Source organism: Enterobacter sp. CGMCC 5087 (assembly GCF_003144775.1).
GTDB lineage: Bacteria > Pseudomonadota > Gammaproteobacteria > Enterobacterales > Enterobacteriaceae > Enterobacter > Enterobacter cloacae_M.
Window position 1 is genome coordinate 1 of sequence record NZ_QFXN01000273.1, and the last position, 13,177, is coordinate 13,177.

Below are 13,177 nucleotides of genomic sequence, written 5' to 3' on the forward strand. Positions count from 1 at the left end.
TTTCCATCCACGCTGGCAGCTTGCGCATGGTGTGCCCTCCCTCGCCCGTAATCTGAATATTCGGGTGATCGAGCAGCATGACGCGGTACCGCGCGCTGGCCTCCAGCCCAGCCATGCGCAGCGGCATCATTAGGCTGTAGTCCGGCATCGCGAGCTGGCTGACCATAAACAGCCCCTGTGCCTTATCTTCGCTTACAATACCCTGCGCCAGCGTGGTGGCGTCCGGCATATCAATTCGCCACTGGGTGCCGCGATGAATGACATCCCGCCACTGCTTGTGCAGCGCGGCGTAATGGCGATAGCCTTCGCGCTCCTGTGCGTCCACGGTGAGCGGATCCAGCTCCAGCCCCATATGGCCAAACAGGGCCGTCAGCCCGCGGAAGGCGATGCCGTGCTGGCGGAAGGTAGCGTGGCATTGATGATGACCGATATGCGCGCCCATCACCTCCGGCGGGAAGAAGTAGCTCATGCCGCGCTGGATGGTGCTGCGCTCCAGCGCGTCGTTGTTGTCAGACGCCCAGAAGCGGTGGCTGCGGGTCAGTACCTCATAATCAATGCGACCGCCGCCGGAGGAGCAGGATTCAAACTCAATGTGCGGGAAGCGCTCACCCAGCACGTCCAGCAGGCGGTAAAACTGACGGGTCTGGGTATCGGCGGCGGCTTTACCGTTGTGTCCAGGCTGCACCAGCTCGCGGTTCATGTCCCACTTTACGTAGTCGACCGCATGCTCGCCCAGCAGCCAGCTCATGCGCTCCACCAGGTAAGCAAAGGCCTCCGGGATGTTGAGATTGAGCACCAGCTGGTGTCGTCCGGTCGCCCGGGGATAGCCCGGCAGCGCCAGTACCCAGTCAGGATGCGCGCGGTACAAATCTGAATCCGGGTTGATCATCTCCGGCTCAACCCAAATGCCAAACTCCATGCCGAGCCGTTTGACGTGGTCGATCACCGGCGTCAGGCCGTTCGGGTATTTTTTCTCGTCCAGATACCAGTCACCCAGCGCGGCATGGTCGTCATTGCGGCCTTTGAACCAGCCGTCATCGATGATGAAGCGCTCCACGCCCAGCGCGGCAGCCTCGTCGGCCATGCGCTTGATGTAATCCGGATCGTGGTTGAAGTAGATCCCTTCCCAGGTATTGAGGTGCACCGGGCGCGGTTTGTTTTCCGGGAAGCGGATGACGTTGTTGCGCAGGTAGCGGTGGAACGGCTGGCTCATGCCGTTCAGGCCCTGCGTGGAGTAGCTGGCATACAGGCGCGGCGTCCAGAGCGTATCGCCCTCCTCAACCGCCATTTCACCCGGCAGGTAGAGCGCTTCGGCCTGGAGATAGCGACGACCGTCGGTTTTCGCTTCCGCGCGCAGGCGGTGATTACCGCTCCAGCCCAGATGCACGCCCCAGACGTCACCCTGCATTTCGCTGAACGACGGCGTACCGGCAATTAGCGCCGGGAAGTGCTCGTGGGAGGTTTTACCCCGACGGTTTTCAATCACGAAGCTGTCGTGTTCAAGCTTAACGCGGTGCGGCTGAAACTCCCTGATCCAGCGACCGTGGAAGGCCATCACCTCCTGTGCGCGCTCGGCCACCGGCAGCGTGACGGCGAAACGGTCAACCTGCCAGGGGATCGCTTTCAGGTTCGTTAAACCGTGACGAACCACCAGCACGCCGCTGGCATCCAGCACCAGCTCGCTGGTCAGGCGCAAGCCCGCATGCTCATCTTCGGCGGTAATCGTCAGGGTGTTTACGTCCTGCTGCACCTGCGTGGTTTTGAACACCGGGGAACCGTCCAGCCCCTGGCGATGCCCCTCAATGCCAGGCGAACCAAACAGACCATGTCCCAGCTCGGCCATCAGCGTGACCGGGGAGTCGACGTCAAGCCTGCCGTTGGCAACAGGACGCGCGAGCGTAGCAACATCCTGCGGCGAAAAGTGCTGAAGGTGAGGCCCCCAGTAGAGAATTTCGGCGAACGGATGGGTTTTGATCACCACGTCTACCGTCGTGGTTTCGAGTCGTAAAACGGGATCTTGCATCAGATATCTCCTGTCATCGGGATGATCTGAGTGTTGATCCGAAACGTTTCGGATACAAACCAAAACGTTTCGGTTCTGTGATCGGGTTTAAAATTTTGCGGTATTTAGGCCGTCTGGCCCGGAGAGAATTCAGGCTGCCAGAGCACCTGAAGCTGTTCAATATCGTCGCCGTTAATCAGCTGGCGCACCATATCGGCAATCTGTTTCCCGACGCCCTGGCGGGTGGACTGGATCACCGACGCCACCTCAATATCAACGATGCTGTCCTGCGGAAGGCCGTCATAAACCACCAGCGAGACGGCGTTGTCCCCGGATAAACGCCCCATCTGCGCCAGCGCCATCGCCGCGCCGTCGCCGTGGGTGTTGCAGTCGGTGATGATGGCCGTGGGCGGCTGCGGCAGGGCAAGTAGCTCTTTCGTGGTGGCATACCCGACGCGGCGCGAAGGCGGCATGGCGCGCAGCCATTCGCTGGAAAGCCCGGCTTCCCGCAGGGCGTCGAGATAACCCTGACGGCGCTGTGTGATAAACGCCTGATTGTTGCTTTCGCCAAGTAGCGCGATACGCTGATGGCCCTTCTCGATCAGCCAGCGGGTCGCCTGCCAGGTACCGGCATAGTTATCGAAGTCAAACCACGCGTACGGCTGCGGGAGGTGGCTGCGCCCAAGTGCCAGGAAAGGAAAACCGGCGGCCTGAAGCTGCACAAGACGCGGATCGTGATCCAGCGTGTGCGCCACGATCAGCGCGTCGACGCGTCGGCTTTGCACCATGCGCATATAGCTGTGCTTATCCGCCAGATCGTCGTCGGCGATGAGCAATAAGTCGATCTCATGTCGCGCCAGTTCATGGCTAATTTCGCCGACCATGTCCATAAATACGCTGTTATTGAGCGGAACAGGATGTACGGGAAACACCAGCCCGACGGCGTCAATTTTGCCCATCTTCAGGCGGCGGGCAAAGGTGTTTGGTCGGTAACCACGGCGCTGAGCCTCTGCTTCCACGCGTGCGCGCGTCTCGGCGGAGACGTCGTCATATCCGTTGAGGGCGCGGCTGACGGTGGTGACTGACAGCCCCAGTTCTTTAGCAATGGCTTTAAGCGACATGAGTTTCCGTATCTCTGTTAGTTTTGTTCCGCCACCAGCAGCGCGTGCGTATCCGGCTCCAGCGCCTTAAAGATATGCGGCAGGTCGGCGGGATAACAGATGTAATCTCCCGGGCCGAGTTCTTCCGCCGCGTCGATCAGGCCGACTAACGCGCGCCCCTGCGTCACAATAATATGTTCAACGGACCCCGGCGGATGCGGCTGGGAAATGCGGTCTGCGCCCGGCTGGGTAAGCAGGAGGTATACGTCGCGTCGCGCGCCCGGCGGACATGCCGCCAGCAGTATCGCCTCGTAGTTGGCCTGTCCGGCAACGACCTTCGTACCTTCACCACGACGGATCACCTGAGTGGTAGGCTGCTGCGGTTCAAGCAGGCGGGCGAAAGGAATATCCAGTGCCACGCAAAGCGACCACAGCGTTTCGAGGCTCGGGTTACCGTTGCCTGATTCAAGCTGAGAAAGCGTGGATTTTGCGATCCCGGCACGGCGAGCGATTTCCGCCAGTGAAAGCCCGGTTCGCAGGCGTTCTCGCACCAGGCTTTTGGCGATTACGCTGATTGGCTGCGTCATAAAACGGCCTCTTTGCTCTTTAAATCGAACGAATCGTTCATCTTGAAAAACACTCCTGTTGCGTTCATTATAATGGATACCCGTTCGATATGGCTAAAAATGTATGAAGCATCATCTCTCTTGCCTGAAAGGCGACACCATAAAAGCAATCATCCTGGTCTGCCTCGCGGTCGGCGTGGTCGGGATGTCATACGGCTCCCTGGCGATGGCCTACGGTTTCCCGGTCTGGGTACCGTTTGTACTCTCCATCACCGTACTCGCGGGCGCGTCAGAGTTTATGTTTATTGGCATCGTAGCAAGCGGCGGTAACCCGCTGGCGGCCGCAGCCGCGGGGTTGCTGGTGAACGCGCGGCACGTGCCGTTTGGCGTGACGGTGCGTGAGCTGGTCGGCAAACGTGGCCTGAGCCTGTTGGGCTGCCACATCATGAATGACGAAAGCGTGGTGTTTGGCCTGTCGCAAAAAACGCCCGAACAGCGCAAAGCGGCGTACTGGCTATGTGGTTTAGGCGTGGCGATTGTCTGGCCGCTGGGGGCCCTGCTGGGCGCCATGGTCGGAAAGCTGCTGCCGGATCCGGAAACCATTGGCCTGGATGCGGTATTCCCGGCCATATTGCTGGCGCTGGTGGTTCCCGCGTTTAAAAACCGTACCACGCTGATCCGCGCCTGCAGCGGCGCCGCGCTTTCACTGGCCGCCGTGCCGTTTGCCCCGGTGGGATTACCGGTGCTGCTCTCCTTACTGGGTCTCGCTGCGAGGAAAAAATAATGGGAAATATGACGTTTTTTATTCTCGGTATCGCCATTTTGTCTGCGGGAACGTATCTGATGCGTCTTGGCGGGGCAAAACTGGGCAGCAGGCTGGCATTGTCAGAACGTTCACAGGCGCTGCTGTCAGATGCGGCAACGGTATTGCTGTTTTCCGTGGCGCTGGCGACCACGTTTTATGAAGGTGACCACTTTGCCGGAATGGCGCGCGTGCTGGGCGTGGCGTTTGCGGTATTTCTGGCCTGGCGAAAGGTGCCGTTAATTGTGGTGATCGTGGCGGCGGCAGTGGTAACCGCGCTGCTGCGCGTGGCGGGCATAAACTAAAAAAGCGCCCCGGGGGCGCTCTTTCGACGGTGTGACAGCTTATTTAGTCAGTTCAGCAGTCATGTGTACGCGGTTACCTGAGAACGCCTGGGTAATTTTGTAAGATGACGCGCCGGCTTCCTGAGCCTGAGCCGCGATTTTCGCTTCTGCGCCGTCAATGGTTGACGCGGTTGCGGTCACGGTCTGAGCAGCGAAAGAACCGAAAGAAGTAGCCAGAGCGATTACAGCGACAAAAGTTTTGATGCTTTTCATAATATAAACCCTTTCATTAAGTTGTTTAGGTAAGGCACCGTGCCTTGATGAGATAAATACTAGACCTCATCATGAACAACTAAAAGCGGAAGGATTTGCTATTATCATTCAAAATTATTGATCAACTATTAATCGCTGAGGATGGGTATAAACGGTCGCCCTTCCCGGCTTGCAGAAGCCCACCAGCGTCAGGTTGCAGCGCTCCGCCACCTCCACCGCCAGCGTGGTCGCTGCCGACACCGCGAACAGAATTTCCACACCGCACATCGCCGATTTTTGCACCATCTCATAGCTGGCGCGGCTGGAAACGAGTGCCGCCCCCAGCCTCCAGACATCACTTTCACGCGCACGGCGACCGAGCAGCTTGTCCAGCGCCACGTGGCGGCCCACGTCCTCGTGGCCCCCGGCAATATCGCCCGACGGCAACACCCATGCCGCCGCGTGCGTGCAGCCGCTCAGCTGGCCGATGGGCTGTACATCGTTCAGGTGCTTGAGCGCATGGTCGAGGTGCGCCAGATCAAAGGTCTGAGTAAACGGCAGTGGCGCAACGGGTTTACCAATATCATTGAGCTGCTCAACGCCACAAACGCCGCAGCCGGTACGCCCGGCCAGCGCGCGGCGGCGCTCTTTCAGCCCCATAAAGCGGCGGCTGGAGAGTTCGATTTGCACTTCAAGGCCGTTGCAAGCTTGCACCACGTCCATGCCGTAGATCTCCTGCGGATGGTCAATGATGCCTTCCGAGAGGGAAAAACCGATGGCGAACAGCTCGAGATCTTTCGGCGAAGCCATCATCACCACATGGGAGATGCCGTTGTAAACGAGCGCAACGGGCACCTCTTCCGCCAGAAAATCCGGCGTGGCATGGGTAATGTGGGGCGGTCTGTGTACCGACAGTTCCACAATGCCCGCAGGCAGGGGTGACGAGTGGGGAGCACGGTTTTGTTTAGACACAGCGGTATTCCTGAACAACCACGGAGGTGAGCCTGCTATTGCATCACAAACAACAGGGCTTACGCATAGTATGGATCAACTTTTCAGCATCAAGTTTACCTACTCACTTGTGAGAGGTACAACAAAACGCATGCTACACCCCTTTAACATGCGGGGTTAATAATGTGATTAATATCACACTTTATAGTCAACAGGGTGATAATACGTTCACTTTGTATTAACGCCATTAGAACAGCTGTACCGACATTGTGGTATTCTGATGATATCCCTCGTGGAATTGAGGGATTAACGCAAATTTTTCTCCTTTGCGGTCAATTCTCAACCGCGAAGTTAAAACTACATATGTAAGCAATGTCGAAACAAGGAGTGACCCATGCAGGTCAGCAGAAGGCAGTTCTTTAAGATCTGCGCTGGCGGTATGGCAGGCACCACGGCAGCGGCACTGGGCTTTGCGCCCGGCGTAGCGCTGGCGGAAACGCGGCAGTATAAACTGCTGCGCACCCGTGAAACCCGTAATACCTGTACGTACTGCTCTGTCGGTTGCGGGCTGTTGATGTATAGCCTCGGCGACGGTGCTAAAAACGCCAAAGCGTCTATTTTCCATATCGAAGGCGACCCGGATCATCCGGTCAACCGCGGCGCATTGTGCCCGAAAGGGGCCGGTCTGGTGGACTTTATCCACTCCGAAAGCCGCCTCAAGTTCCCGGAATATCGCGCGCCAGGCTCCGACAAATGGCAGCAAATCAGCTGGGAAGAGGCGTTCGACCGCATCGCAAAACACATTAAAGAAGACCGCGATGCCAACTTTGTTGAGAAGAACGCCGACGGCGTTACGGTCAACCGCTGGCTCTCCACCGGGATGCTGTGTGCCTCTGCTTCCAGCAACGAAACCGGTTATTTAACCCAGAAATTTACGCGCGCACTCGGTATGCTCGCGGTCGACAACCAGGCGCGTGTCTGACACGGACCAACGGTAGCAAGTCTTGCTCCAACATTTGGTCGCGGTGCGATGACCAACCACTGGGTCGACATCAAGAACGCCAACCTCATTGTGGTGATGGGCGGTAACGCCGCTGAAGCGCACCCTGTCGGGTTCCGCTGGGCGATGGAAGCCAAAATCCACAACAGTGCGAAACTGATTGTGATCGATCCCCGCTTTACGCGAACTGCGTCAGTGGCGGATTTCTACACCCCTATTCGTTCAGGTACTGACATCACTTTCCTGTCAGGCGTATTGCTGTACCTGATGACCAACGAAAAATATAACCGCGAATACACCGAAGCCTATACCAACGCCAGCCTGATCGTGCGTGAGGATTACCACTTCGAAGATGGCCTGTTCAGCGGTTACGACGCCGAAAAACGCAAATACGACAAAACCAGCTGGAACTACGAGCTGGATGAAAAAGGCTTTGCGAAGCGCGACACCACCCTGCAACATCCGCGCTGCGTGTGGAACCTGCTGAAAGAGCACGTTTCTCGCTACACGCCGGAGGTTGTCGAAAACATCTGCGGTACGCCAAAGGCGGACTTCCTGAAGGTGTGCGAGCTTATCGCCGAGACCAGCGCGAAGGACAAAACCGCGTCGTTCCTGTACGCCCTCGGCTGGACGCAGCACTCCATCGGCGCGCAGAACATCCGTACCATGGCGATGGTTCAGCTCCTGCTCGGCAACATGGGGATGGCAGGCGGCGGCGTGAACGCCCTGCGCGGTCACTCCAACATTCAGGGGCTGACCGACCTCGGCCTGCTGTCTCAAAGCCTGCCGGGTTACATGAACCTGCCAAGCGAGAAACAGACCGATCTGCAAACCTACCTGACGGCCAGCACGCCTAAACCGCTGCTCGAAGGCCAGGTAAACTACTGGGGCAACTATCCGAAGTTCTTCGTCTCAATGATGAAAGCCTTCTTCGGCGACAAAGCGACGGCTGAAAACAGCTGGGGCTTTGACTGGCTGCCGAAGTGGGACAAGGGTTACGACGTTCTGCAGTATTTCGAGATGATGCATCAGGGCAAAGTGAACGGCTATCTGTGCCAGGGCTTTAACCCGGTTGCCTCGTTCCCGAACAAGAACAAGGTTGTTGAGTCTTTGTCGAAGCTGAAGTTCCTGGTGACGATTGACCCGCTCAATACCGAGACCTCAACCTTCTGGCAGAACCACGGTGAATCGAACGACGTCGATCCGTCGAAGATTCAGACCGAAGTGTTCCGTCTGCCGTCGACCTGCTTCGCGGAAGAGAACGGTTCTATCGTCAACTCCGGACGCTGGCTGCAGTGGCACTGGAAAGGCGCGGACGCCCCGGGCATCGCCATGAACGACGGCGAGATCCTGGCCGGTATCTTCTTACGCCTGCGTAAGATGTATGCGGAAGAAGGTGGCGCGAACCCGGAACCGGTGCTGAACATGACCTGGAACTACTCGACGCCGGAAAACCCAGCGCCGGAAGAAGTGGCGATGGAGAGCAACGGTAAGGCGCTGGCGGACGTTATCGACCCGGCCACCGGTACCGTGCTGGCGAAGAAAGGCGATCAGCTCAGCACCTTCGCGCACCTGCGCGATGACGGTACCACGTCAAGCGGCTGCTGGATCTTCGCCGGTAGCTGGACGCCAAAAGGCAACCAGATGGCCAACCGCGATAACGCCGACCCGTCGGGCCTTGGCAATACGCTGGGCTGGGCATGGGCGTGGCCGCTCAACCGCCGCATCCTCTATAACCGCGCGTCCGCTGACCCGCAGGGCAACCCGTGGGATCCGAAGCGTCAGCTTCTGAAGTGGGACGGTGCGAAATGGGGCGGCGTGGATATTCCGGACTACAGCACTGCCGCACCGGGCAGCGACGTTGGGCCATTTATCATGCAGCCTGAAGGGATGGGACGTCTGTTTGCTATCGATAAGATGGCGGAAGGTCCGTTCCCGGAACACTACGAGCCCTTTGAGACGCCGCTGGGTACCAACCCGCTGCACCCGAACGTGGTCTCTAACCCGGCAGCCCGTATCTTTAAGGGCGATTTCGAAGCGCTGGGTAAAAAGGACAAGTTCCCGTACGTGGGTACCACCTACCGTCTGACCGAGCACTTCCACTACTGGACCAAGCACGCGCTGCTTAACGCCATCGCGCAGCCGGAACAGTTCGTGGAGATCGGCGAGAAGCTGGCGGGCAAGCTCGGCATCGCCCATGGCGATACCGTGAAGGTCTCCTCTAATCGCGGCTATATCAAGGCCAAGGCGGTTGTGACCAAGCGTATTCGCACGCTGAACGTTCACGGTCAGCAGGTGGATACCATCGGTATTCCGATCCACTGGGGCTATGAGGGCGTGGCGAAGAAAGGGTTCATTGCGAATACCCTGACGCCGTTCGTCGGCGATGCGAACACGCAGACGCCGGAGTTTAAGGCCTTCCTCGTGAACGTGGAAAAGGTGTAACGGAGACGACTTATGGCTTATCAATCTCAAGACATTATCCGTCGTTCCGCGACTAACGGTTTCACGCCCGCGCCTCAGGCGCGGGACCACCAGCAGGAAGTGGCGAAGCTTATCGACGTAACCACCTGTATCGGCTGCAAAGCCTGTCAGGTGGCGTGTTCAGAGTGGAACGACCTGCGTGACGAAGTGGGTCACAACGTCGGGGTGTATGACAACCCGGCGGACCTGACCGCCAAGTCATGGACGGTGATGCGTTTCTCGGAAGTTGAGCAGAACGACAAACTGGAATGGCTTATCCGCAAAGACGGCTGTATGCACTGTGCGGATCCTGGCTGCCTTAAGGCATGTCCGTCAGAAGGGGCTATCATTCAGTATGCCAACGGCATCGTCGACTTCCAGTCCGAACAGTGCATCGGCTGCGGCTACTGCATCGCGGGCTGTCCGTTCGACGTACCGCGCCTGAACCCTGAAGACAACCGCGTCTACAAATGCACGCTGTGCGTTGACCGCGTCACCGTCGGCCAGGAGCCAGCGTGCGTGAAGACCTGCCCAACCGGCGCTATCCACTTTGGCTCCAAAGAGGATATGAAAACGCTGGCAGCAGAGCGCGTGGGCGAGCTGAAAACCCGTGGTTACGACAACGCAGGCCTGTACGATCCGGCCGGAGTTGGCGGTACGCACGTGATGTATGTGCTGCACCACGCCGACAAGCCGAATCTGTACCACGGCCTGCCGGAGAACCCGGAAATCAGCGCCACCGTGAAGTTCTGGAAAGGCATCTGGAAACCGCTGGCAGCGGTCGGTTTTGCTGCCACCTTCGCAGCGAGCATCTTCCACTACGTCGGCGTTGGTCCGAACCGCGCGGAAGAGGAAGACGACAACCTGCATGAAGAGAAAGACGAGGTGCGCAAATGAGAAAACGTGACACCATCGTGCGCTACACCGCGCCGGAACGCATCAACCACTGGGTCACCGCCTTCTGCTTCATGCTGGCGGCGATAAGCGGGCTGGGGTTCTTCTTCCCGTCCTTCAACTGGCTGATGCAGATCATGGGAACACCACAGCTGGCGCGCATCCTGCACCCGTTTGTGGGCGTCATTATGTTCGCGTCGTTCATCATCATGTTTTTCCGCTACTGGCACCATAACCTAATCAATCGGGATGATATCTTTTGGGCGAAGAATATTCGTAAGATCGTCGTCAACGAGGAAGTGGGTGACACCGGGCGTTATAACTTCGGCCAGAAATGCGTATTCTGGGCGGCGATTATCTTCCTGGTCCTGTTGCTGGTGAGCGGCGTGATCATCTGGCGTCCGTACTTTGCGCCTGCTTTCTCAATCCCGGTGATCCGATTCGCGCTGATGCTGCATTCATTTGCCGCAGTGACGTTAATTGTGGTTATCATGGTGCATATCTACGCCGCCCTTTGGGTGAAAGGCACCATTACCGCGATGGTGGAAGGCTGGGTAACCAGTACGTGGGCGAAGAAACATCACCCGCGCTGGTACCGTGAAGTCCGCCAGAAACAGGAAAAGTCATCTGAATGAGTATTCGCATAATCCCGCAAGATGAGCTGGGGTCGAGCGAGAAACGCACGGCGGATTATATTCCGCCGTTGTTATTCCCCAGACTCAAGAACCTCTACAACCGCCGCGCAGAGCGTCTGCGCGAGCTGGCAGAGAACAACCCGCTGGGCGATTTTCTGCGTTTTGCCGCGCTGGTCGCCCATGCGCAGGAAGTGGTGCTGTACGACCACCCGCTGCAAATGGATCTGACCGCGCGTATCAAAGAAGCCAACGCGCAGGGCAAGCCGCCGCTGGACATTCACGTCCTGCCGCGCGACAAGCACTGGCAAAAGCTGCTGCATTCGCTGATTGCCGAGCTGAAGCCGGAGATGAGCGGTACCGCGCTGGCGGTTATTGAGAATCTGGAAAAAGCCTCTGACCTGGAGCTGGAAGAGATGGCGAGCGCGCTGTTTGCCTCCGACTTTGCTCTGGTGAGCAGCGATAAGGCGCCGTTTATCTGGGCTGCGCTGTCGCTTTACTGGGCGCAAATGGCAAGCCTGATCCCCGGTAAAGCCCGCGCCGAATACGGCGAGGCGCGCCAGTTCTGCCCGGTCTGCGGCTCCATGCCGGTATCGAGCATGGTGCAAATCGGCACGACTCAGGGGCTGCGCTACCTGCACTGCAACCTGTGTGAAACCGAGTGGCACGTGGTGCGCATCAAGTGCAGCAACTGCGAGCAGACCCGCGATCTGAACTACTGGTCGCTGGAAAATGAAGACGCGGCGGTGAAAGCCGAAAGCTGCGGCGACTGCGGCACCTACCTGAAGATTCTCTATCAGGAAAAGGACCCGAAAGTCGAAGCGGTGGCCGACGATCTCGCCTCGCTGATTCTGGACGCTAAGATGGAGCAGGAGGGCTTTGCCCGCAGCTCGATCAACCCGTTCCTGTTCCCGGGTGAAGGGGAGTAATTCCCTCTGACAGTGCCGGGCGGCGTAAGCTTGCCCGGCCTACAGTTGGTGAGGTGAAACGACTCCAGTAATGCCCGAATAGTCTTTCGTGCTTGAGATTATCCAGCCGTAGAATCACGACATCAGATAAACCGATAAGTATTCTGCCCATATCAGGGCCCGCCAAAGAACTCATATCCCCCCTGACTATTTCATCCCTGATTAATTTCCAGACAAGGCATGCGCTTTACAGGTGTGGCTGAAGCAGATAATAAAAACATGACTCACCTTTGCGGGCCGCTTTCCGGTTTTTTGTCCTCGACAATATTCTTGTTTTCTTTTGAATTAAACCAGGTTATAAAACTGTATATCCATACAGTTAAAGGGAATTTTCATGGCACTGGAACAGGGTATTGCGCAGCTGGTTCAGGGGTTTATCGCTGCAGGCCGGCCTTCGTCACGTCGACAGACCATTGAGGTACGACGAGCAGGGTACATTGCCAGCACGGGGCTTGCCGGGAAGACAGAAACGCGCGTTCAGGTGGAGACGCTAGTGCTTGAGGGCCTTACCATTCGTGTATTTTCACCTCTTGATGCCTCTGAAATATTGCCTGCTGCCATCTACTATCACGGCGGATGCTTTATCAGCGGCGGCTTTGATACCCATGACAACCAACTCCGTCAGTTAGCCTGCTACGGCAATTGCCGGGTGATCGCCGTTCAGTACAGGTTAGCGCCGGAGCATACCTTCCCCGCCGCACATGACGATGCGGAAAGAGGTGCAGATCTGGTCTGGCAATATGCGGACAAACTGGGCGTGGATAAAAACCGGATTACACTTTGCGGAGACAGCGCGGGGGGACATCTTGCGCTGGTAACGGCGCTGCGGCTTAAGGCTAAAGGGCTCTGGCAGCCTGTACAGCTTATTCTTATCTACCCCATGCTCGACGCCACGGCCAGTTTTGAAAGCTACGCCCTTAATGGCACGGATTATATTATCACCCGCGATACCCTGCTCAGCGGGTATGAAATGTATCTCGCAGAGACTGACCGCCAGCATCCGGAAACCAGCCCGCTGTGGCGCGATGATTTCTACGGACTCCCGCCAGTGCACATCATTACCGCAGAGTACGATCCGCTGTGCGATGAGGGAGAAATGTTGTATCAGCATCTGACTGAGCAGGGTGTGAAATGTACTGCTCAGCGCTGGCTGGGCGTCATCCATGGCTTCTTTCAGCTTGGCGGCGTCAGCCAATCAGCGCGAGATGTTATGCGGGATATCGCCGGGCGTATTCAGCACGCCCGGGGAGCGTAAACAGGAGA

At 57.6% G+C, this 13,177-nt stretch carries 12 protein-coding genes; 7 read left to right on the forward strand and 5 right to left on the reverse strand.

Features of this window, described 5'->3' with window-relative positions; genetic code table 11:
• From DEO48_RS23415 to DEO48_RS23425, 3 genes are all read right to left on the reverse strand, one after another.
• On the reverse strand, positions 1-2,023 hold a 2,023-nt coding region (locus DEO48_RS23415; RefSeq protein WP_109846443.1), incomplete at its 3' end, for an alpha-galactosidase.
• 104 nt (positions 2,024-2,127) lie between these two features.
• Positions 2,128-3,123, reverse strand: a complete 996-nt coding sequence (locus DEO48_RS23420) for a LacI family DNA-binding transcriptional regulator (RefSeq protein ID WP_109846444.1) — start codon at positions 3,121-3,123, stop codon at positions 2,128-2,130.
• Between the two features lie 17 nt (positions 3,124-3,140).
• A complete protein-coding gene (locus tag DEO48_RS23425) occupies positions 3,141-3,689 on the reverse strand; it encodes a helix-turn-helix domain-containing protein (RefSeq protein ID WP_033146956.1) in 549 nt (182 codons plus the stop codon).
• A gap of 103 nt (positions 3,690-3,792) precedes the next feature.
• Between DEO48_RS23425 and DEO48_RS23430 the strand changes: the two genes are divergently transcribed.
• Positions 3,793-4,452: an AzlC family ABC transporter permease gene (locus tag DEO48_RS23430; protein ID WP_023309745.1), complete on the forward strand. Its 660-nt coding sequence runs from the start codon at positions 3,793-3,795 to the stop codon at positions 4,450-4,452.
• Positions 4,452-4,775 carry an AzlD domain-containing protein gene (locus DEO48_RS23435; RefSeq protein ID WP_109846445.1) on the forward strand — a complete coding sequence of 108 codons (324 nt, stop codon included), beginning with the start codon at positions 4,452-4,454 and terminating at the stop codon, positions 4,773-4,775. Before DEO48_RS23430 ends, DEO48_RS23435 begins: the two co-directional genes overlap by 1 nt.
• A gap of 39 nt (positions 4,776-4,814) precedes the next feature.
• On the opposite strand, the gene DEO48_RS23440 is transcribed toward DEO48_RS23435, so the two are convergent.
• Together DEO48_RS23440 and fdhD are read right to left on the reverse strand one after the other, a co-directional pair.
• Positions 4,815-5,027, reverse strand: a complete 213-nt coding sequence (locus DEO48_RS23440; protein ID WP_023309747.1) for a DUF1471 domain-containing protein — start codon at positions 5,025-5,027, stop codon at positions 4,815-4,817.
• 114 nt (positions 5,028-5,141) lie between these two features.
• A complete protein-coding gene (gene fdhD / locus DEO48_RS23445; protein WP_109846446.1) occupies positions 5,142-5,978 on the reverse strand; it encodes a formate dehydrogenase accessory sulfurtransferase FdhD in 837 nt (278 codons plus the stop codon).
• Positions 5,979-6,351: 373 nt separating this feature from the next.
• On the opposite strand from fdhD, the gene fdnG reads away from it, so the two are divergent.
• The 5 genes from fdnG (at position 6,352) to DEO48_RS23480 (ending at position 13,169) form a co-directional block, all read left to right on the forward strand.
• The gene (fdnG, locus tag DEO48_RS23455) at positions 6,352-9,402 is read left to right on the forward strand and encodes a formate dehydrogenase-N subunit alpha (protein WP_146198326.1); all 3,051 of its coding nucleotides are present in this window, start codon (positions 6,352-6,354) and stop codon (positions 9,400-9,402) included.
• A 12-nt stretch (positions 9,403-9,414) separates the two neighbouring features.
• A complete protein-coding gene (gene fdxH, locus DEO48_RS23460) occupies positions 9,415-10,317 on the forward strand; it encodes a formate dehydrogenase subunit beta (RefSeq protein WP_008501831.1) in 903 nt (300 codons plus the stop codon).
• Positions 10,314-10,949, forward strand: coding sequence for a formate dehydrogenase cytochrome b556 subunit (gene fdoI / locus DEO48_RS23465; protein ID WP_109846448.1), 636 nt, complete (start codon positions 10,314-10,316; stop codon positions 10,947-10,949). Before fdxH ends, fdoI begins: the two co-directional genes overlap by 4 nt.
• Positions 10,946-11,875: a formate dehydrogenase accessory protein FdhE gene (gene fdhE, locus DEO48_RS23470; RefSeq protein ID WP_109846449.1), complete on the forward strand. Its 930-nt coding sequence runs from the start codon at positions 10,946-10,948 to the stop codon at positions 11,873-11,875. Before fdoI ends, fdhE begins: the two co-directional genes overlap by 4 nt.
• 373 nt (positions 11,876-12,248) lie before the next feature.
• On the forward strand, positions 12,249-13,169 hold the full coding sequence (locus tag DEO48_RS23480) for an alpha/beta hydrolase (protein WP_109846451.1): 921 nt from the start codon (positions 12,249-12,251) through the stop codon (positions 13,167-13,169).
• Positions 13,170-13,177 lie beyond the last annotated feature (8 nt).